The 20,448-nt window shown below is 48.8% G+C and carries 17 protein-coding genes; 11 read left to right on the top strand and 6 right to left on the bottom strand.

Features of this window, described 5'->3' with window-relative positions:
- Window positions 1-20: 20 nt before the first annotated feature.
- From BP71_RS21180 to BP71_RS21160, 5 genes are all read right to left on the bottom strand, one after another.
- On the bottom strand, window positions 21-2,318 hold the full coding sequence (locus BP71_RS21180; protein WP_496382874.1) for a glycosyl hydrolase family 95 catalytic domain-containing protein: 2,298 nt from the start codon (window positions 2,316-2,318) through the stop codon (window positions 21-23).
- Between the two features lie 44 nt (window positions 2,319-2,362).
- Window positions 2,363-4,072 (bottom strand): RagB/SusD family nutrient uptake outer membrane protein, encoded by a 1,710-nt coding sequence (locus tag BP71_RS21175; RefSeq protein WP_496382872.1) that lies wholly within the window; start codon window positions 4,070-4,072, stop codon window positions 2,363-2,365.
- Between the two features lie 33 nt (window positions 4,073-4,105).
- Window positions 4,106-7,636 (bottom strand): TonB-dependent receptor, encoded by a 3,531-nt coding sequence (locus tag BP71_RS21170; protein WP_496382870.1) that lies wholly within the window; start codon window positions 7,634-7,636, stop codon window positions 4,106-4,108.
- A gap of 143 nt (window positions 7,637-7,779) precedes the next feature.
- Window positions 7,780-8,949: a FecR domain-containing protein gene (locus BP71_RS21165; protein ID WP_496382868.1), complete on the bottom strand. Its 1,170-nt coding sequence runs from the start codon at window positions 8,947-8,949 to the stop codon at window positions 7,780-7,782.
- Window positions 8,950-9,058: 109 nt separating this feature from the next.
- The gene (locus tag BP71_RS21160; RefSeq protein WP_496382866.1) at window positions 9,059-9,625 is read right to left on the bottom strand and encodes an RNA polymerase sigma-70 factor; all 567 of its coding nucleotides are present in this window, start codon (window positions 9,623-9,625) and stop codon (window positions 9,059-9,061) included.
- A gap of 322 nt (window positions 9,626-9,947) precedes the next feature.
- On the opposite strand from BP71_RS21160, the gene BP71_RS21155 reads away from it, so the two are divergent.
- Window positions 9,948-10,355, top strand: coding sequence for a Dabb family protein (locus BP71_RS21155; RefSeq protein ID WP_496382864.1), 408 nt, complete (start codon window positions 9,948-9,950; stop codon window positions 10,353-10,355).
- 126 nt (window positions 10,356-10,481) lie between these two features.
- Here BP71_RS21155 and BP71_RS21150 read toward each other — a convergent pair whose 3' ends face one another.
- Window positions 10,482-10,820, bottom strand: a complete 339-nt coding sequence (locus tag BP71_RS21150) for a hypothetical protein (RefSeq protein WP_496382862.1) — start codon at window positions 10,818-10,820, stop codon at window positions 10,482-10,484.
- A gap of 213 nt (window positions 10,821-11,033) precedes the next feature.
- Here BP71_RS21150 and BP71_RS21145 point away from each other — a divergent pair, with 213 nt between their 5' ends.
- The 10 genes from BP71_RS21145 to BP71_RS21100 all read left to right on the top strand — a co-directional run bounded on the left by BP71_RS21145 (window position 11,034) and on the right by BP71_RS21100 (window position 20,427).
- On the top strand, window positions 11,034-11,507 hold the full coding sequence (locus BP71_RS21145) for a hypothetical protein (RefSeq protein ID WP_496382860.1): 474 nt from the start codon (window positions 11,034-11,036) through the stop codon (window positions 11,505-11,507).
- A gap of 11 nt (window positions 11,508-11,518) precedes the next feature.
- Window positions 11,519-11,707: a DUF2188 domain-containing protein gene (locus tag BP71_RS21140; protein WP_496382858.1), complete on the top strand. Its 189-nt coding sequence runs from the start codon at window positions 11,519-11,521 to the stop codon at window positions 11,705-11,707.
- 15 nt (window positions 11,708-11,722) lie between these two features.
- A complete protein-coding gene (locus BP71_RS21135) occupies window positions 11,723-12,436 on the top strand; it encodes a hypothetical protein (RefSeq protein WP_496382856.1) in 714 nt (237 codons plus the stop codon).
- 223 nt (window positions 12,437-12,659) lie between these two features.
- Complete coding sequence (locus BP71_RS21130; RefSeq protein WP_496382854.1) at window positions 12,660-12,962, top strand: hypothetical protein; 303 nt, start codon at window positions 12,660-12,662, stop codon at window positions 12,960-12,962.
- Window positions 12,963-13,030: 68 nt separating this feature from the next.
- On the top strand, window positions 13,031-13,774 hold the full coding sequence (locus tag BP71_RS21125) for an RraA family protein (protein WP_496382852.1): 744 nt from the start codon (window positions 13,031-13,033) through the stop codon (window positions 13,772-13,774).
- Window positions 13,775-14,036: 262 nt separating this feature from the next.
- Window positions 14,037-14,603: a Crp/Fnr family transcriptional regulator gene (locus tag BP71_RS21120; RefSeq protein WP_496382850.1), complete on the top strand. Its 567-nt coding sequence runs from the start codon at window positions 14,037-14,039 to the stop codon at window positions 14,601-14,603.
- 155 nt (window positions 14,604-14,758) lie between these two features.
- Window positions 14,759-15,523, top strand: coding sequence for a type 1 glutamine amidotransferase domain-containing protein (locus BP71_RS21115; RefSeq protein ID WP_496382848.1), 765 nt, complete (start codon window positions 14,759-14,761; stop codon window positions 15,521-15,523).
- A 1,121-nt stretch (window positions 15,524-16,644) separates the two neighbouring features.
- Window positions 16,645-18,549, top strand: coding sequence for an asparagine synthase (glutamine-hydrolyzing) (asnB, locus tag BP71_RS21110; protein ID WP_496382846.1), 1,905 nt, complete (start codon window positions 16,645-16,647; stop codon window positions 18,547-18,549).
- 137 nt (window positions 18,550-18,686) lie between these two features.
- Window positions 18,687-19,499, top strand: coding sequence for an SDR family oxidoreductase (locus tag BP71_RS21105; protein ID WP_496382844.1), 813 nt, complete (start codon window positions 18,687-18,689; stop codon window positions 19,497-19,499).
- Window positions 19,500-19,521: 22 nt separating this feature from the next.
- Window positions 19,522-20,427 carry a helix-turn-helix domain-containing protein gene (locus BP71_RS21100; RefSeq protein WP_496382842.1) on the top strand — a complete coding sequence of 302 codons (906 nt, stop codon included), beginning with the start codon at window positions 19,522-19,524 and terminating at the stop codon, window positions 20,425-20,427.
- Window positions 20,428-20,448 lie beyond the last annotated feature (21 nt).

Below are 20,448 nucleotides of genomic sequence, written 5' to 3'. Positions count from 1 at the left end.
GGATTTTTCTTTGGTTTGCGTTAAGGTGCATCCAATTCAATGACTTCCGCAAAACCGGTATCGAACCATAGCCGGTCGCCGCTTAATAGCTCCGCTGGTTTGCCATCGCGTTTCAATTGGACGATTTTGCCGGGCCATGGATTGACCAGCTGGCATGGCCTACCGTTCTCGCTGAAAATTTTCACCCGGGTAATGGATCCGCCTTTTATTTCGCTGCTGACCAGAAAAGCGCCGTATGCGCGTAGTTTGTCAAAGGCCGCATTGCGACTGTGATTCCAATTCGGAAAAATGCGGATTACGCCTTCATAGCTCTGCATCAGCATTTCATGAATGGTCAGCGGGACGGCAGACAAGGTTTCTATGCCTCCCCCTGCTTGGGTGATCAGCAAATTCGGATAGGAAGAGGCCAGGATTCTTGCTTTCAGATATCGAAGAAGCGAATCCGAATCATAGCCTACCCGCACCGCTCCGGGGAAGACGGTTTCGATGCCATTACCCATTGTGTTGCCCCATTCTTCGGGTTGCTTTGCCTTCGTTTGCCAACGCCGGATATCATTCAAGAGGATCCGGTTAAAAGCAGGATCGGTGACTGGGCCGGTCACTGCTCCCGGCAAGAGCAACCCGTGTATCGAAACGCGTTGCAACCCATTGGGTTGCATTTGTTGCTCCACGGGGCTTCGTTCCGTGTTTTTCAGAGCGACAAGGCCGTCCGCATTCGGTCCGGAGGGGAAGTCGCTCAGATGGTTCACGATTTGCGCCCACTTATTACGCCGCGAACTATCGGTTTGCATATAACCGCTCATGTCGTACAAACCTTTGAAAAGCATTTTCACCAGACCGAGAGAAAGATTGGAGTTGAAATCCCCCAGCTTGTCCCGCCATTGCCCCTTGTTGCGCAGATTGGGCATCACTTCATTAAAATGGTCCATAGCGATCACATAGCGGCCGTTTTCAAGCCGTAGGTATTCTTCCCAAAAATCCGCGCACCCGATGAGGAACGGGTAGACTTTCCGTGCATATTGCTCATCGTAGGTACTGTAAAATCGCATGAACATATTGGCGGCGCTAAAAACGGCGTTGATCTTCTGCCCCAGAAATTTGTATCCTCCGTCGATCGTATTTTCACGTGAGCCGTAACGTTTCTCCATTTCCTCGGGTGTCAGTGGCCAGCGGGTCGTGCAAATGCCCCCGGGACCGATACCGACCGGGTAGTAGAGGCCACCGGTATTCAAAAGCTCTTTGGCGTGCTGTCTGCCCTTGTCCATGTAATCGAGCAACGGCTGGTCGTAGTTATCCGTCAGGTCGACATAATTGGAGGAAAACGCAGCCCAGTAGGGTGCCTGATAGTTGTAGTTCAGATGATAATCGCCTCCCCAGGCGGTTGAATCGCGCGTAATAAATGGTCCCCAAAGTCCGGGTGCCATCTTATCACCCCGGCTGGCGGATGCGAAAACGTATTGAGAGGCATAGTAGTACTTTTCCAGCAGCGAATCGCCGATCGCGATATGCGAACGGCCCCAACGTTCTTTCCACCAGTTGATATGGGCATTTTGCATTTGTCCGACCTTTGTGTCGTCCATGGCATGCGCTTCGGTAATCGCCCGGTTTTTCCAGTCCGGGTCGTCCAGATTGGTATAAAGCATGATCACAATGGTCTGCTTCCGGCCGGGTCGGAGGGTAATGGTCCCGCTTTTCCCCGGATTGCCTCCCAGGGATTTCATCGCGATCGCCACACGCGAAGGCCATTCGAGCAATGGTGTATTTTCAAAAGACCTGGTTACCCATTGAACACCGTCTGTAATGCCCTGATCTGTTGCCGCAGTATTTCCTTTCGCAGCCCACAGCCCGAGGTTTAGTTTGCAGTTTTGATTGGCTGTGAATGCAAGTACCACCGCGTTGTGGGTTGCCGCTACCCAGGCTTCCGAAGTAATTTCCAAATTGCCCTTCTTAAACTGACCGCGGATCACAGCTTGGTCAAAATGTGTTTCAGCGTAATAAGAAGCGCCTTTTAAAGATGTAAAGGAGACATCCAGGCCACCGGGTAATGCAATGCCGCCGCCAGGGTACACCGGATAGGCACGCCAGAAATCATTCTTTCCAAGGTAAAAGGTTAGATGGTCGGGCGAACCGCCCATGGTGAGCCCGATATCGCCGTTACCGGCGAGTGGCCCGTCGGGCATTTTGGGTGTTGGAACGTTGCGAGGGGGAGCGGTAAAAATGGCTCTGTATCGTCCTGCCCCGGTAGTGGCTTCCGGCAAAAATTGTCCGGAAGCTACTACGGGTAAAAGGATCGCCAATAAAACATGGATTGATCTCACGCGGGAAAAAAAATTTAATGACTTGGGGATAGCTCGATACATTATTACCAGCCCGGATTTTGTGGGTAGGGCTCACCCGTTACTACCGCGTCGATCTGGTTCTGGGGAATGGGCCGCAACAGGTGTTTAGGGGATTGAATGTTCGGCGCACTTTCCAGATTGTGTTTTTTTACCCGTTCAACCAGCTTTCCGGTCCGTACCAGGTCCCACCAGCGCATATTCTCCCCGCACAGTTCCCTGGCGCGCTCGTCCAGGATAAAATCCAGTGTCAGATCGGAGGCTTTGGCTTTTAATGCCTCTGCATTACCGGTTGGGTAGGCTGCCCGCTGACGGACGGCATTGAAGTAGGATACCGCCGCCGCCGCCTGACCGTCCATGAGCAATGCTTCTGCGGCGATCAGATAAGTTTCCGCCAGCCGGTAAACGATCACCGGTCTGATCGACGGATAGTTCAGGTCGGCGCGTTTGGTGTCAAAGTACTTGAACATCGCCGGTGCCAGACGAATGGTGTAATTTTTCGGGGGGATCAATAGGTAAGGAGCTGCCGCAATGGCTGCATTGGAAACGTCTCTGCCGGGCATATAGATGGCCGTGTCACCGACGCTGAACTTCAGTCCGCCCGGCTGCGCATTGGCAGGTGCTCCCGGCGGAAGCGTGGCGGGCCAGCGTGAGATGGAAGCCGCGTTATTCGAGTACCAGACGGTCTGAAAGGTTTTGCCGTAACGGGTGTCGTTCGTCCGGTCCGCAAACGCAGTGTCGGTAAGCCAGCGGGTAGGCACACAGCGTATATAGGGCCTGCCATACCGGACATCGCGCTTCATTCCAGGCTGGTTTTCATATTGCGGAACCCACATGTGGTTCAGCACATTGTCGGCCCCTCCGCTGTTGTTGGGACCATTGTATGCCAGATTGGATGTATGCTGGACCGTCCATAGCACCTCCTTGCTTCCTTCATTACCCTCTGCATGTACCTGGCCGAAGTCCTGCAACAAGCCTAGGCCCAAAGCGGCACTATTCGTGATCAGGTCCGTGGCAACGGTGTGGGCATTTTTGTAGTCGTCTGCTTTGGCTGCTGCGGATCCCGCGCGTGTCAGGTACACTTTTGCGAGCAGGTGTTTCGCGGCCGCAGCCGTCGCTTTTCCGGACAGCACACCACCGGCGACCGGGCTGGCAGGCAGCGTTTTAACTGCTTCGGTCAGATCCTCTATGATAAAATCATATACTTCCGACATCGGCGAACGTGAAGCCGACGTGCTGGGCAAAGCCTGAAAAGTTTTGTTGAGTGTGACGTCTCCCCAAAACTGGACGAGAATGAAGTAAAAATTGGCCCTCAGAAATTTGGCTTCGGCCACCATTCTTTTCTTTTCGGCGTCGTCGATCCCGGTTATTTTTTCGGCATTATCCACCAGGCCGTTACATGTATTGATAAACGTGTAGCAGTTCGTCCATGTATTGGTTACCTGGCCGTTGTTGGGAAGGTAATTACTGTTGTATTTATTAATGTTGTTGTTGCCGTCCTGGCCGGTAAAAAACTCGTCGGTACCAATCACGGTAATCGTGAACAGATCCTGATTCCCCCAGAACATACGCGTTCCGGCGTAGGCTGCATCCAGACCCGACCTGAACCCTTGCGCTGTGCTGAAAAAGGCGGGTGTGAGAATGGATTTGGGTTCTTCAATGAGTCTGTCCTCACAGGAAAACAGCAGACTAAATCCCAGAACGCAAACCGTTGCTATCGATAATATTTTTTTCATTGATCTGTATTTTTAAACATAAGATACTGTATTTCAAAAGGATACGTTAACGCCAAAGATCATCGAGTAAGTGGCTGGCGTATCGACATTGATCGATCCGCCTTCCGGGTCGATCCCATTGTATTTGTTGCGGTAGGGCGAAAAGAGGATAAATGCATCGTTGGCCGTGGCATATAGCCTCACCGATTTGCAGCCTATCCGCTTCAGAAGCCCCTGCGGCAAATTGTAGCCCAGGCTGAGGCTCCTGATTTTCAGGAAGCTCGCGTTGAAATAGCCCATCGTGGAATTGAATGGTGTGTTGGTCGAGGCAGAATTGGGCTTTGGGTAGAAGTTCTGGCCATTGGTGGGTGTCCAGTAGTCTACGACGAGGTTATTGTAATTGCCCTGGAAAGTATTGGCAAACCCACTGTTATGCATCCGACTGATGAGCAGTCCGCCGACCCTGGCAAAACCTACGATCGTGAAATCGAAACCTTTGTAGGCCACCCGGTTGGTAAACCCGCCCTGCCATTTGGCTTGTTGCGAGCCCAGAATGACCCGGTCGCTGGCATTGATCACCTCGTCGCCATTGGTGTTTTCGACCTTGATTGTACCGATGACTGAACCGGTACCGGTTACAGAAAGACCCAGTTTTCTGGCCGCGGCGCTGTCGGCCGCTGTGTTCTGCCAGATGCCGATCTTGTTGTAGTCAAATAGGGTCCCGACGGGCTCTCCGACAAACCAGTTGTTGGCAATATCGCGTGTCACATTATTGGCAAGCTGTACGATTTTTCCACGGTTCAGGAAAAAATTCAGGTCTGTTGTCCAGCTGAATTTGTCCCTGCCGTTGCCGGAGATGTTGATCAGGCTCAACTGGATCTCTAATCCCTGGTTCTGGGTCTTGCCGACGTTGGTTAAGATGGAATTAGGGATACCTGTGGTAGGCGGAAGGTTCTGTGGCAACAGCAGATTGTTGGTCTTTTGCTGATAGTATTCGACCGAACCGCTTATCCGGTTGTTGCGCAATCCGAAATCCACGCCGACGTTGAATGAACTGGTATATTCCCATTCAAGCGACGGGTTGGGTGTGTTGGTCGGATAAGCCCCTGTAACATTGGATGAGCCATAATTGTAAACCACCGGCGTCAGCTTGCCCAGTGTCGAGTATGGACTGATCCCCTGATTACCCACCGTACCGTAGCTCGCGCGTAATTTGAGAAACGTTACGTCGGCCATGGTTTTCATAAATGGCTCTTCACTCAGGTTCCAGGCCACCGCTGCCGACGGGAATACGTGAAATTTGTTACCCGGCGCAAGGCGGGACGATCCGTCCGAACGCATGGTCAGCGTGAGGAGATACTTGTCATTGAAACCATAGTTCAGACGGCCCATGTAGGATATGATCGCCCATTTCTCATACGTGCCCGTGCCCGTAAGGTTCGCGCCCAGCTGAGGATTGGTGTTTTCCAGGACATCAGCCAGAATGGTGTTGTTGTTGAACTCATTGGTCTGGTTTTGTGACTCCTGTAAACTATACAAGCCGGTGAAATTGAACTTATGGCGGCCGGCGAGGACCTTATCGTAAATGACCATATTTTCAAGCGTGTAATCGGTGCGGAAACCGGTGCTGTTCCGGGAAGTCGACAAGCCCCCCAGGTTGTTGGAAGTGGCACTTGCGTAAAAATTTCCGTATACATCCGAACGTACTTCGGCACCTGCATTAAAGCGGTATCTGAGCCCTTTGGCAAGATTTACATCCGCGTAGAGTGTTGTGAACGTTCCAAGCCGACGCCTGTTTTCTACCACGGCGCCGTCAATGAAATTGGCGAGCGGGTTCCATACCTGATTGGCACTGCCGGGTACGAAACCCCACAGGTTTCCGTTGGCATCGTACGGAGTTGTCAGTGGGCTCGCACGCAATACCTGCCCCATCGGATTGGCATTCTCACCCTCAATCCGGGTGAAAGTGTTGATCGAACTCAGACCTACCTTGATAAAACGCGCCAGCTGCTGATCGATGCTCAGCTTGGCGGCGTAGCGGTCAAAGCCCTGGCCCGGGTAAATGCCCGTCTCCTTGAAGTACCCACCTGAGAATGCGTACTGGGTCTTGCCGGTGCCTCCTGATACGCTCAGCTGGTGGTTGGTCATGATGCCGGTTTTGTAAATAAGGTCTTGCCAGTCGGTACTTCTGTTCATATTGATCGACTCTACCTCCTGCGGGTCGAAGGTGCCATCCGTCATGAACTTCGGATCGTCCAGACCCGTGTAAGTACCCGGCGCGGAGCCGTTGATCCTCGACCATTTTTTGAGGTCCCGGAATTGCGAGCCATTCATGATGTGGAACTTGCCCAGGTTTTTGGTAAAACCTACATAGCCGCTATACCCCACCTGCAAGCCTCCCTCTTTCCCTCTTTTAGTAGTTACCAATATCACGCCATTGGCGCCTCTCGAACCGTAAATCGCAGTAGAAGAAGCGTCCTTTAATACCTCGACAGATACCACATCGTCCGGGTTCAGGTCATTGATACTGCCATTGAAGGGCAAGCCGTCGACCACAAACAACGGGTCGTTACCTGCTCCAAGCGAGCGGTTACCCCTGATCCGGATCACTGGCGGCGAGCCTGGTTTGCTGTTTCCCCCGTTTTTCTGGATATCGATGCCTGCGGCCCTGCCTTGCAATGCTTCCGACAAGTTTGTAACGGGCACATCGCGGAGCGACTGCTCGTTCACCGATGCAATGGCCCCGGTGATATCGGATTTCCTTTGCGTACCATATCCTACAACGACCACCTCTTCAAGCGCTTTCGTATCTGCTTTCAAAGCAATATCGAGCTTTGACCGGTTGCCCACTTGCACTTCCTGCGGCAGATAGCCTACAAAAGAAAAGACGAGTACTGCTTTGCCGTCGTTTACATCGAATTGGAAATTCCCGTTTTCATCGGTGGTGGTACCCCGCTGGGTATCTTTTAATAACACACTTACACCGGGGAGACCATCGCCCCGTTCATCGGTAACCCTTCCCTGTACACGGATGTCGGGCAAATGGTAGGCGCCAATTTTGGTGCCGGGGCTCAACGCGGAAGTTTTACCCGGCAAGCCAGTCGGGGATGCAGGTGATTGCTCTTTGCGAAGCATCGGCATCAGCTCCTGCTCCGACCGGGGAGTTTCCTTTTTCCTGATCACGATCATTTTGTCGATAATCGAGTATTGCAGCGATTCATTTCGGAGCAAAACATCCAGTACCTGAGGGACCGAAACGTTGCGGACCCTTATGTCCATCTTTTTCGAAGCATCCAGGATATCGCTTTCGTACCAGAAAATATAGCCTGTCTGACTTTTGATTTCTTTAAAAATTTTTTCCAGCGAAACATTCTTCTTCGACAGGGTAATAGTTTGCGCGTTCCCCTCCGCGAAGACGTGTATGCACGCGCAGGCGATCAGGAAGGCTGTAATTTTAATCCGCATGACGATTTGTTTTTGGATGACCGGGGCCAGCCGGATCAGCGTCGGAAGCTTCACGGAAACGAGCCCGGAAAGCCGACCTGTTTTTTGGGCAGCAGAAATGCCATAAGTACAAAAATTCATACTTTTGCTTCGTTTGGGGTTAAGTGGAAAACAATCTGTGGAAAGATTTTTTTGCCGGTTTACGGCTACTCGTTTGGCTCCGAACTGCCATCTTCCAGGATGGTAACCGCCGGAAGTGTTGGTAGCACTTCCGGTTTATTTATTCAGGGCCTTACGACAATGACTTTGTTCCTGATTTCAAAATGGATGTTGTTCAGTTCAAGTACTTTTAACACACCCGAAAGATTCGACTTTCGGGAAATGCCACCGGTAAACAGGCGCCGCGGGATTTCGCCCTGATACTCGACACGCACGTCGTACCACCTTCCGACCTGCCGCATAATGGTTTCGATGTCTGCATTCTCAAAAGAAATAATGCCGTTTTTCCAGGAAATGGATTCCTCCGCATCAATGTCATGACGGATCACAAATCCCTTATCACCGTCGTAGGCACATTGCTCTCCCGGCCTCAGCAAGCTGCTTTTACGCGTTCCTGCCTTGGTTACGCGCACACTTCCTTCGAGCAGGGTCGTTTTGATCGCTTTTTCTTCGGTATAAGCCATGATATTGAAATGCGTCCCGAGCACTTCCACCGTTTCGCGGTCGTTGACGTTGATGCGGAATGGTACCGGGCTGCCTTTCACGCGGGATTTGGCAACTTCGAAATAGCCCTCACCGGAGAGCCTGACGAGCCTGGCGTTTTTATCGAAGGAAGTGGGATATGTCAGCGACGACGATGCATTGAGCCATACTTTGCTGCCGTCGGGCAACACCACCCTGAACTGTCCTCCCTTAGGCGTGGAAATGGTGTTATAGCTCAATTTGCTGCTCTGGGTATCTTTATTCACTTCGTAAATGAGCTCACCGTCCTTCTTGCGTATGCTAAAATGGTCATCCTGCCGGAGCGCGCCGTCCGCAAGTTCGTCGAGTTTGAGCACCGAACCGTCTCCCAGCGTCAGCGTAGCCTTGTCACCGCCCGGTGCGACGTCATGCGTTAGGGCTGCCACGGGTATAGGCGCTGTTTTTCTTTTTGCGATAAAAAAATAGGTTCCCGCTCCCAGCAAAAGGAGCGTAATGGCAGCGGCAACCGATGGTCTGAACAGCCAGGACCGCTTTCTGCTTTCCGTGCGGGAAATCCGGTCCCGTATTTCGGCCAGCAGGCGGTCCCGGTGCTCCTGCTCGCTCGACGCATAGGATTCGGAGACATACACTTCCTCGTCCTGGCCACGGTTGTACCAGTCGGCAAATTCCTTTCGTTCCTCGGGGGTGATCGTACCGGTCAGCCATTTTCCGGCCAGTTGCAGGTATCGTACGTCAGGTGGTTTTAATGACATCGGTTCAAAGGCTTTTTCTATAAGTTCCTTTGAGGAAGCCGATCCCTTAGTCCGGTGATAAAAAAAATGTATTATTTTTCTAAAAAATTATATTTCAGTGGTGAAGGCGCTACAAAAGGAAGGAGAAGAGCAATTGATTCAGGCCTGTACGAAGGGTTTTGAGCGCTTTGCCGAGATGGGCTTCCACCGTTTTTTCAGAAATGCCGAGTTCCCCAGCTATCTGTTTCTGCGAATATCCCGATTCCCTGCTAAGCCGGTATACTAATCTGCATTTTTCGGGCAGTCCGGCCACCAGGTCGCTTAGTCGCTGCTGCAACTCTTCGAATTCGAGCCATTCCTGTGTTGAATCGTCGATCAGGTCATAATGAAAGGAACGGTCGTCACCAAACCGGCGCTTCAAATTTTGTTTGGCCAATGATTTAATCACCCGGTATTTAACCGAAACGGCCAGGTAGTTGCCGAGGGATGAGGTCAGTTCCAGCTCTTTCTTCCGGTTCCACAGTGACACGAAAATATCCTGTACAATTTCCTCGGCCTCATCGAGGTCGCCGGTTTTGTTAGCGGCGATGACCAGCAACTTTTTCCAGTAACGGTTGTATATCTCTGTAAACCCGCTTTCCTGCCCTGATCTCATCAGACCGAGCAACTCATGATCTGTGTATTGAGTTAGAGACATACCATTAGCCAGGTAGGAATATCATTTTAATTATAACAAACATAACAATTATTGCACAAAACGACGCATTCCCGGCGCCCCGTCGGGTATTTTGCCAAACCCGGAGAGGAAGAATCCACCGTATAGGACTAATTCCGGGTATGCCGACCCTGATTCCGGACTGGGGAAAGCCCTCATTTGGGTATTCCTCACAGCCTGCCTGATTTGCCGACGTCCTATTTTTTGCACCCGTATCGATTTATATAGCCATAAACATGTACTACTCATGCCCGTATCTGCTATTTTTGGCCAAAAAAGATACATCGTACATTAAACAAATAGCATGAACAACACTCGTCGTAAATTTATAGCAAGTTCTGTTACCCTTGCAGCAGGGACTGCCGCCGCGATCGCTGCTCCGGCCAACGTGGAGAAAGGGAAGTATCCATTAGTCCATCATGTATTTTTCTGGCTTAAAAACCCGGGTTCCGTAGCGGACCGCGACAGGATCATTGAGGGACTCAAGACGCTGAGAAAGATAGATGCGATCAAAGAACTCCGCATTGGAGTCGTGGCGAGTACGGAAAAACGCGATGTCGTTGACAATAGCTGGGCGGTGTCGGAATTGATGTTTTTTGAAAATCTTGCCGGACAGGCAAGCTACCAAACGCACCCGATCCATCAGCAATTCATCAAGGATTGCAGTCACCTTTGGGATAAAGTTATCGTATATGATGCGATCGATGCCTGATCGTTGTCGCTGCAAAAGTCATAACCAAACTTTTTAAATGTTTGGAAAAAAAGAAAACCAGGTTTCAATGGAAACCTGGTTTCTGCAAACCCCGGCTGATTTTAGCCAGGAGTATTATTTTGAAACTTAGCGTTGGTTGTTATCCGCTTTCTCTTTAAGTTCCTTACCTTCTTTTTTGGTCGCATCGTAAGCCTTTTCAGCTCCTTTTTCTACCTTCTTTGCGCCTTTCTTGACACCTTTTTTGGTGGCGTCATAAGCTTTCTCAGAGCCGTCTGCTACTTTCTCAGCTCCTTCCTCGACTTTGTGGCCTACATGTTTGGCATCTTTTTTGATTTCCTTACCTGCTTTCCGTCCGGCTTCCTTGGTTTCGGTCGCTGCCTTGTCTGCTTTTGACTTTGCATCGTCCTGCGCATAGGCAACCGATGACATGATCACAAATGCGATCAGAACTGCTAATTTCTTCATGATTTTTAAGTTTATTGTTTTTGCGTCCTACTGGCCGGAACACACAACAAAAACCGTTCCCAACGCTTGGCCCTTTCAAGTTGGCCAACGATTGGGAAGCGGAATATGACTTCTGAACTGAATGATCAAGTCGGATGTGGGGCCCATTGTAATGCATTCATTTCCAAACAGTATGGCATAGTTATTGCTGATCCATGTAAAATATCAACGGACATGGAAAACGTAAAAGCGATTGTAAAACAAGTTGTAAAGATCTGGGGGCTGTATAAAACACAGCAACTCGTATTGACAGTTGCGATGCGCGAGGAAATCCCGTTTCAGCTGAGAAAATTGTTGAGCAGGGACTATATGATTTGTTCACTGCTGAAAAAAGAAATAGCAAATTTCTACGATGCACTTCGATGTTGTATGGGAGATGCGTGTATCATGCGTCCTGAACGTAATACGAGTATCGCTGTGGATGCAGCAGGGGGCGTGGGCGTGGCACTCGGGAAAATCGTAGGTGTTCACCAGCAAATCATCGCGGAGTATGGAACACTGCTGGGTATGGTGGAAGGGTCGAATATCAATACGGCGATTATTCATCAGCATCGGAAGCAAATGGACAAGATGAATGAGGAGCTTGCGACGCAATCGGAAGGCCTGCAGCCGGAAGAAAATGAGCAACAATACGCATTAAGCCACTAAACGATCGTCTCATGCCCTGGTATCACGGGGATTACCCGCCATCTTATAAGAACCAGCCGGTTCGCATCCGGGATAAGGCCGTCGAAATAGCCAACGCGCTGCTTGCCGACGGGGCGGAGGAAGGCGTTGCCATTGCAACGGGGTTAAAAAAGGCGCGGGAATACTTCACGAAGGGGCATGCCGTTAAAAAGGGTGTTTGAATGTAAACTGGTTATATGCGAAATTATTTACTGTTTTTTAATTTACTCTTATTGCTCAGCTCCTGCAGGGTACTGCAAGAAAGTCCCAAGTATAAATTTAATGATGGCGTTTATACAACGAAACTGGAAGGAAGTAAACGCCGGGTTTACATCGAGAATACCGATGACTCCATCCTGGTGTACCGGCTCGACCAGGGGCGGGGCAGGGTAGCGCCGACCGGTACCCTGCCGCCAAAACCACAAGCCTACCCATCGAAAGCCTCTCTTCAAACGGTACGGACAAACAAGTATTGGAAGAATACGTTTGACGTTGATATTCTGACAATGCCTTTCAAGTTCCGGCCTGCGATCCGGTCGTTTTCCCGGCAGCTCAGCAACCACCTCAATGGTGCACTTTATCTGGGCTACCGGAACGATACCTATGAACTTTCCTATAAGCAGAATCCCATCGGGAAAATCAACCAGCGAATTGCCCACCTCGGTTTTTCGGCCGGGATCATCACCGGGATAGGTGTTACGCCTTTGAATCCGTGGGTGACCCAAAACAACATCACGGTGGAGTACGATGGTTTTATCTGGTCCAAAGGGCTTTGCTGGATTATGGCGGTAGATAAGTTGAATTTCGGTCTTGCACTGGGAATCGATCATCTGCTGGACGAAAACCGGGAGTACTGGATTTATCACGGAAAGCCATATCTGGGACTGACCGTCGGCCTCAATCTGAACTAGGAGCGCAGTACCACAGGAAAATTCACCATTCCGGACACTTACAATAACCGTTTTCTGCTCGTGTTAGCCGAGTTGAAAGATACCTCCGGCAAGCTGATCTCGCGGTTCCTGCTATTTCCCCAGAGTGCTCTCTAAAATGCAGGATGATGCTTTTTTTAAGGAATATACTACTACACCCATCCCCTGGATTCCGTTAGAGAAAGGCCCCTGGTTAAAACCCGTCATGGCCAAATCGCCCCAAACAAGTCTGACAGTGGCCGCTAACACGCAGGAAAAAATTGGAAATGACCGCAGCCGGATCAGGGTAACCATCAGGAATACGGGGGCGGCACCTGCTTTTATGACCAAAATAGATATTACCGGAGCGAAAAGGGCCATCGTAGCCGAAGACAACTTTTTCTGGCTGGCAGCCGGAGAGTCCAGGCAGATTTGGCTGGATGTGCTCTGGCGTGAACCGAATGTGTCCCGGAGACCGGTTCTTGAAGTCAAGGCGTGGAATTCCCCGGCCGCAACTTCAAATCTCTGACATTGTAATGCAACCGGATTTTAAACACCAATAAAAACATACAATTGAACGCTTAAAATTGAAAAACCATGAGTGTAGATCAGTATAAAAAAGAGGTAGGGATGATGAACCTGGAAAAGCTCATCGAATTCAGGGAAGGCAGATCTACCGCATCTTTCCCCATCCCTGACAAAGAATTGTTGCAGCGTTTTGAAAAGCTTTACACGGGCGCCGTCAACGATGTCATGCGGGAGTTTTGCCTGCTTAACCAGCCGCTTCCCGGCCACATCGTGCCGCTGAGGGAATACCGTACCATTGCCGGGTTTGCCTTTACCGTTAAGAGTGCTCCCAATGCGATGATTAGAGGGGAAATGGAATTCCGCGTGGAAATGCTTGATGAAATGCACGAGGACTCATTTGTGGTCTGGGACACGACGGGCGATCAGAAAGCCACGCTCTGGGGTGGGGTGATGACTGCCACCGCCAAGAACAAAAAAGTGAAGGCTGCCTGCATAGACGGCGGAGTACGCGACACGCATCAGATCCTGGAAGCGGACTTCCCGGTCTTTTACAAATACCGGATTTCCAACGGAAGCCTGGGCCGCTGCCTGATCACTCATTACCAGATTACCCGTCAGATCGGGGATGCGACGATTAAGCCTGGTGATGTGATCCTGGGTGATATAGACGGAGTTTTGGTGGTGCCACGCGAGATTGCTTATGATGTTTTACTGAGAGTCGAGGAAATTATTGAAAATGAGAAGGTGATTTTTGGTTGGGTAAAGGAGGGGCAATCGATCCACGATATCTCCGAGAAGGGCGGGTATTTTTGAGTGAAGCGCTTGTTGGGTTACACATCGCTGTGGAAGGTCCCCGTTTCCGGAGAATCCTGGATTTTCGCCGGACGGAAGCTTTGAGCTGTGAAAATGAAAGGGAGGGGTTGATCCGATTTTATCAGCGATGTGTAACCGGCTTTTCGGTCGGGGGGACGGTAAATGGGGCTTGATTGGTCCCGGGCTAAGATCAGGTATTGTGATTTGATTTGGCCCGGCCTTGAAAAAAGTAGATATCTTTACTTTCAAAGATACTATACCCATGAGCCTAGCATTGCGGCAGCACATTGAGCAGGTTACCCCTCTGACCGACGCGGAGTTTGAATACTTCCTTTCTCATTTTAAGTCAAAAAAATTAAAAAAGCACCAATTTCTTGTCCAGGAAGACGACCTGGTCGTGAAAGATTATTGGGTGGTGAAAGGGTTGCTCAAAGCTTATTACACCGACGGAGAAGGGAAAATGCACATCCTTCAGTTTGCGATGGAGGACTGGTGGATATCCGATTATCAGGCGATGATGAACAGTTCGGCGGCGACTATTGCGATAGACTGTATTGAAGACAGTGAATTGCTGGTGCTATCATTTGAGGATAAAGAAAAGCTCTGCACCGAACTGCATAGCATTGCCAATTTTTTTCGGAAGAAATCCAATGCAGGTTATGTGGCATTGCAGCAGCGCATTTTGCTTTTGCTCAACAAGAACCCCCAGGAGAGGTACAACCGTCTTTTTGAATTGAACCCCCGATTATTGCAGCGAATTCCTAAAACATTACTGGCGTCTTATTTGGGTGTTTCCAGGGAGACATTAAGTCGCATAAGTCATCCATAATGTGATTGTAATCACTCCAATTTTGTGATCAGCCTCCTTTCGGTCCGCCCCGTTTTGCTTCACCTTTGTATTATCAAATGACTGACGTGCTTTTGGTTATCTCCAGACCGAAATGCATCGGAAGTAGTTACACAGTTAAGTAATACAATATGAACATGACCAAAACGGGAATGATGGCCTTTGCTTGTTGCGCCATTTTTTTCTCAACACTTGTTGCAACAGCTCAAACAAAAAAAGCAAATTCGATGAAAGGGAAAATTCTGTTTGTGGTGACCAGCCACGATAAAAAAGGAAGCACAGGTTTACCTACCGGCTATTATCTGAGCGAGGTGAGCCACGCCTGGAGGGTATTAAAAGATGCCGGCTACGAGATTGATTTTGTCAGCCCGCGGGGTGGAGAGCCTCCTGTTGACGGATTCGATTTGAAGGATCAGGACAATAAGGCCTTCTGGGAAGATGAACATTACCATTACAAAATAAGCCATAGCTACAAGCCTTCCGAGGTAAAACCGGAGGACTACGCGGCTATTTATTATGCCGGAGGACATGGTGCTGTTTGGGACCTTCCCGACAATGAAGAGATTGCTGCCATCGCCGCCAGGATATACGAAAACAATGGTATCGTTAGTGCCGTATGCCACGGACCGGCCGGGATTGTCAATATTAAATTGAGCAACGGGAAGTATCTGGTTGAAGGTAAGAAAGTAAATGGTTTTACTAATGAAGAAGAAGCAGCTGTTGAACTCGATAAGGTCGTTCCTTTTTTACTTGAGGATAAACTCAGGCAACGTGGCGGTGTGTATGAAAAATCAGGGCCATGGCAGCAGCATGTAGTCGTCGATGGTCGGTTGGTTACCGGGCAAAACCCGCAATCGGCACATGCGGTCGGTCAGGCGGTTTTGGATTTACTTTCAAAATAGGATTTTGATAAGCCTTTGACAGGGTACTGACTATGGGCGGCACCCTGTCAAATATCATGGTTAAATTGTAGTTTGGTGTCGGACCATCGAAAAAACCATCTTTCCGGTTCCGGGAAAACCCGCTCGCGTGTGGTAATCCGAAATAATTCAGTTTTATGCTCAGAAATCGCCGAATTTGATCTACAATGTTGATCATTAATTCGGTTTTTATGTATTTATTCTACAAATATAGGGGAAGCATTGCTGTGTTTTTTTAAGACTAGCTTTTGTTACTTATATGGCCCTTAACTCCAAATTATCTTATGGATAAATTTTATATTTAATGGAGTCTTTTTGCCACCACTTACGATAATTTTGATGGGTAAATAGCTGTGACATTACCTTATTGCAGTAGTGTTACGTCGCCGGAATTGTAATTAACAAAATGAACTTTTATACTTTATTGAGTTTGTTATTGCAATTCCGTAAGTTGCAGCCGTAAACCCATTGTATGATAATTCCTCCAAAATTAAATCTATCTGAGATATCTCAGATATCTGTGTGCAGCTATACGGCAGTCATGCTGTACTCACTCTTATTCTCTCGCCCCCGAGTCGTAAGTCGTGCTATACATAGCCATTTTGTTGTCTGGATTAATTTGAAACATCCGGGCTTGGGCTTGTTGATCAGCGTGCCTTTATTCCTTTCAGATTGACGATGCCCGCGTTGGTGGCAGTGTACCCCCTTGATAAGCCTCCAAGGGGGTCTAACCGTTACCAGGCTATGTTGAAGGCATTAACGCCCGTTCGTACAGGTGTAAGACATTGAATCTTTCCCTGACCGATCACCGGCGGGAAAGGTGTGGTGAAGCGCTTTATTCCAACAAACATTTAGTCTCTCGCATGTCAGCAGGGGATTTGTGGTTAGAGAAACGCAAAAAGTGCCTGGCAAAATCCCCGAGTGACGGGAAAAGTTGTCCAGGATTGCCTCCCGTAATTCAGGTTGTAAAAATTCCTCGCCCGATTTGTTATGTGTGCTTGCATCCCTTCAGACTTGTTTTGGGTCTTCTTCTTGATGTTGGTACAGAATCGCTGTTAAGTGAGGTGGAAATTTTTGTCATCGTATTTATTTAGACATTTTTTATGTGTGGGATAGTAGGATTTATAGACTATAGTGGGAGGTCTGAGCTCGGGGATCTAGAGGCAATGAATGAAAAATTGAATCACCGGGGGCCGGATTCTTCGGGAGTGGAAGTATTCTGTACCGAACATGCGAATATAGGGCTAGGGCACAAAAGGCTTTCTATTATTGAAATATCTCCGTTGGGACATCAACCCATGTTTTTTGATGACTTATGGATAACTTTTAATGGCGAAATTTTTAACTATTTGTCAATCAAGAACGAATTGGTTGCATCCGGCCATCAATTCAATAGCGATTCTGACACCGAAGTGATTCTTCATGCATTTAGAGAATGGGGTATTGCTTGTTTAGACAAATTTGTAGGAATGTTTTCCTTTGTCTTTTATGATAGCAGGACCCAGGAAATATTTTGTGTAAGGGATCGTGCCGGCATAAAGCCTTTTTTCTATTATAGGAAGAATGGTTTGTTTCTATTTTCTTCCGAGCTTAAGTCCTTATGCAGCCATCCCGGATTTGAAAAAGAGATTAACCTTGAGGCCATCGGGGCTTTTATGCAATATGGAAATGTCCCAACTCCTCATTGTATTTTCAATCACACCCATAAGTTGAAGCCTGGTCATTTTCTGAGAATTTCCATTGCGCGTGATCTGGTCGAAATTGTAAAATACTGGGATGTTTACGATGCTTACAATAAACCCAAACTGGACATTTCCTTTGCAGAGGCCAAGGAGGAAACCAAAAAGATCCTTAAGGCGGCGTTTGTTCACCGAATGGTCGCCGATGTTCCGGTAGGATTGTTCCTCAGCGGCGGATATGACAGTACCGCCCTCACCGCGATTCTGCAACAGGATAGCGGACGGAAATTGCGGACCTTCACAATGGGAGTGCCGGATATAGGTTTAGATGAATCAAAATTCGCCAAAAACATATCTGAATACCTGGGTACCGACCATATTCAGTTTGAATGTACCCAGACCGAGGCGTTGGAAATCATTTCACAGCTCCCTCATTATTATGATGAACCATTCGGCGACCCGAGTGCGATACCGACCATGCTCCTGTGTAAGTTGACCCGCCAACATGTAACGGTAGCATTAAGCGCAGATGGAGGAGATGAGGTTTTTGCAGGCTACAACCGCTATGAATATGTTATGAAGTATGGAGGGACCATCAAGCAAATACCAGCCATTTTCCGGGTTGGGTTGGCTACCCTCATGGATTACCTGCCTGCAAAAAACTTGGCTGCATTGAGCGCTCGCAGTAATTATTATCATAGGTATGAAAAGGTTAAGTCCTTTTTGAGAGACCCTTCGCCGGCGAGTGTGATGCAGAGTCTTAGCAGGCAGTATGATCAAAAGCAGGTAAATCAACTGTTAGTTGACAGGGTAGACGTTCTGGAAACCGCCCATTTATCCGGAGCGCTTCTGAAACCTTATTTTTCTCCTCTGGCATATATGATGGCCATTGATTACCAAAGCTACTTAATGGATGATGTCCTCCAAAAAGTGGACCGGGCCTCCATGGCGTTTGGATTGGAGGCCCGGGAGCCTTTTCTGGACCATCATATCATTGAATGGGTTGCGCAATTGCCGGATTCCTTTAAGTATAATGCAGGAGTTAAGAAACATATATTAAAGGAAATAGTGCATGAATATATTCCTAAATCGATCATGGACCGGCCTAAGATGGGTTTTGCGATACCCATAGAGTTATGGCTATCGACGTCGTTGAAAAGTTGTGTATTGTATTACTTGGGAGATGATCATATCTCTCAACAGGGGATTTTCAGGGTGGAGTTTGTTCGTGAGCTGAAAAGCGAATTTTATTCTGGAAAAAAGGAGTATGCTTTCAAAGTATGGTATATGTTGATGTTTCAGATGTGGTATGAGAAGTGGATGGAGTGACGATACTAATTGCTGTTGGCCTGGGAAAGCTTAGGGAGTACACATTCCGTTGAAAAGTATAAGCATCCCATAGAAATGTATAAGTCCGTGTCCCTGTTTCACGGGAGCTTTGTATCATCAATTTAAACAAAAAAATGATGACAAAGACAGTTTTGATAACGGGCGCTTCTTCGGGTTTTGGAAAGGATGCCGTGAAATTATTTCAACAGCATGGCTGGAATGTGATCGCTTCGATGCGGTCGCCCGAAAAGGAAACGGAATTGGCGGAGCTGGATAACGTGGTACTCGCACAATTGGATGTGACTGACAAGGCAAGCATTCAAAAGACGGTGAAAGAAGGGATCGCGCGATTCGGTAATATCGATGTGCTGGTCAATAATGCGGGCTTTGGGTCGTTGGGCGTTTTGGAAGCGGCCCCGGCCGATGTGATCCGCCAGCAGTTCGATGTCAACCTGTTTGGGCTGATCGAAGTTACGCAGGCAGTACTCCCATATATGCGTAAAAACCGCAACGGGGTCATTATCAATGTGTCGTCGATGGGCGGTAAGGTAGCATTTCCGTTCTCTACACTTTACCATGCTACCAAATTTGCGGTCGAAGGGCTTACCGAGTCGCTGCAATTCGAGCTGGAGCCATTCGGTGTCCGTGTGAAAATTGTGGAGCCGGGCGGCTATAAAACGGATTTTGCGGGCCGGTCGCTGGCAACTTTTGGTGCTGGTGATTTGTTGGATTATCAACCTGCCTACAATGATTTTGTCGGCAAGATCGATAGCTGGCCAATGTCCGAGCGTGTTTCAGAAGTAGCGGAAGCTATTTATGAAGCAGCATCCGATGAGTCCCAGCAGCTTCGTTACCCGGTTGGTGCCGACGCCGTGCAATTTCTTCAGGCAAGAAAGGAAATGGATGATCTCACGATCAAAAACCTGATTTCCGGCCACCTGGCAGGTTGATTTTATTCATTTTACCCGTGTTATGACCAGCCAGTATCTTGATATCGCCTCCATTAGCGAGCTACACGATTATGTCGGAGCCCAGAAGCCCAAGCATCCGTTGATCAGCCTGATCGACAATAGCCATTTCTATGCCCAGTGCCCGCGTGATCTCACGGCTTTCCGTTTCGGGTTTTATACCATTTCCTGTAAGCGAATCCATGGTGTTCTTAAGTATGGAAAGGGGCATTACGATTTCAGCGAGGGGTCTCTGATGTTCACGGCACCCTGGCAGGTCATAACAGGCAGCATTGATGAAAAAGGAGTGGAGGAGGGGTGGGCATTGTTCATTCACCCCGACTTGCTTCATGCATCGGATCTAGGAAAAAAGATACACCAATATTCGTTTTTCGGCTATGATGTCAACGAGGCATTGCATATTTCCGAGGATGAGAAGCAAACGATCCGGGATTGTGTCGATAAGATCGAAAAGGAGTATTCCCAGAACATCGACAAGCATACACAGCAGCTCATCATCGGAAATATCGAGTTACTGCTCAATTACTGCGACCGGTTTTACGACCGTCAGTTTTTTACCCGTTCCAAGGTTAGTTCTGATGTTGTACAGCAGTTTGACAGGTTGTTGAATGCCTATTTTGCAAAAGACACGCTGATCGAAACCGGTTTGCCCGGTGTCAAATATTTCGCCTCCGAGCTGAACCTTTCACCGAACTACCTTTCGGACCTCCTCAATCGATACACCGGCAAGACCACCCAGGAACACATTCACCTGCGGCTCATCGACAAGGCTAAGTCATTGCTCTGGGGGACAGAACATTCGATCAGTGAAATTGCCTACGAACTTGGTTTTGAGCACCCTTCTCATTTTACCAAGATATTCAAAACCAAAACCGGTCAGTCGCCTTCAGCTTTCAGAGGGCCCAGTTAACGGTAGGTCAACGCCCGGAAC

The sequence above is a fragment of the Dyadobacter ginsengisoli DSM 21015 genome (genome assembly GCF_059568735.1).
The sequence above is the reverse complement of the archived record's forward strand: the minus strand, read 5'-3'. Positions and strand labels throughout refer to the sequence as shown.

What these genes read in the sequence shown, in the direction of transcription:
- BP71_RS21100 (WP_496382842.1), top strand. Translation starts at nt 19,522, where the DNA reads ATGACCAGCCAGTATCTTGATATCGCCTCCATTAGCGAGCTACACGAT.
- BP71_RS21140 (WP_496382858.1), top strand. Translation starts at nt 11,519, where the DNA reads ATGCCCTGGTATCACGGGGATTACCCGCCATCTTATAAGAACCAGCCG.
- BP71_RS21125 (WP_496382852.1), top strand. Translation starts at nt 13,031, where the DNA reads ATGAGTGTAGATCAGTATAAAAAAGAGGTAGGGATGATGAACCTGGAA.
- BP71_RS21165 (WP_496382868.1), bottom strand. Translation starts at nt 8,949, where the DNA reads ATGTCATTAAAACCACCTGACGTACGATACCTGCAACTGGCCGGAAAA.
- BP71_RS21155 (WP_496382864.1), top strand. Translation starts at nt 9,948, where the DNA reads ATGAACAACACTCGTCGTAAATTTATAGCAAGTTCTGTTACCCTTGCA.
- BP71_RS21150 (WP_496382862.1), bottom strand. Translation starts at nt 10,820, where the DNA reads ATGAAGAAATTAGCAGTTCTGATCGCATTTGTGATCATGTCATCGGTT.
- BP71_RS21120 (WP_496382850.1), top strand. Translation starts at nt 14,037, where the DNA reads ATGAGCCTAGCATTGCGGCAGCACATTGAGCAGGTTACCCCTCTGACC.
- BP71_RS21175 (WP_496382872.1), bottom strand. Translation starts at nt 4,072, where the DNA reads ATGAAAAAAATATTATCGATAGCAACGGTTTGCGTTCTGGGATTTAGT.
- asnB (WP_496382846.1), top strand. Translation starts at nt 16,645, where the DNA reads ATGTGTGGGATAGTAGGATTTATAGACTATAGTGGGAGGTCTGAGCTC.
- BP71_RS21105 (WP_496382844.1), top strand. Translation starts at nt 18,687, where the DNA reads ATGACAAAGACAGTTTTGATAACGGGCGCTTCTTCGGGTTTTGGAAAG.
- BP71_RS21135 (WP_496382856.1), top strand. Translation starts at nt 11,723, where the DNA reads ATGCGAAATTATTTACTGTTTTTTAATTTACTCTTATTGCTCAGCTCC.
- BP71_RS21145 (WP_496382860.1), top strand. Translation starts at nt 11,034, where the DNA reads ATGGAAAACGTAAAAGCGATTGTAAAACAAGTTGTAAAGATCTGGGGG.
- BP71_RS21130 (WP_496382854.1), top strand. Translation starts at nt 12,660, where the DNA reads ATGGCCAAATCGCCCCAAACAAGTCTGACAGTGGCCGCTAACACGCAG.
- BP71_RS21115 (WP_496382848.1), top strand. Translation starts at nt 14,759, where the DNA reads ATGACCAAAACGGGAATGATGGCCTTTGCTTGTTGCGCCATTTTTTTC.
- BP71_RS21170 (WP_496382870.1), bottom strand. Translation starts at nt 7,636, where the DNA reads ATGAATTTTTGTACTTATGGCATTTCTGCTGCCCAAAAAACAGGTCGG.
- BP71_RS21160 (WP_496382866.1), bottom strand. Translation starts at nt 9,625, where the DNA reads ATGTCTCTAACTCAATACACAGATCATGAGTTGCTCGGTCTGATGAGA.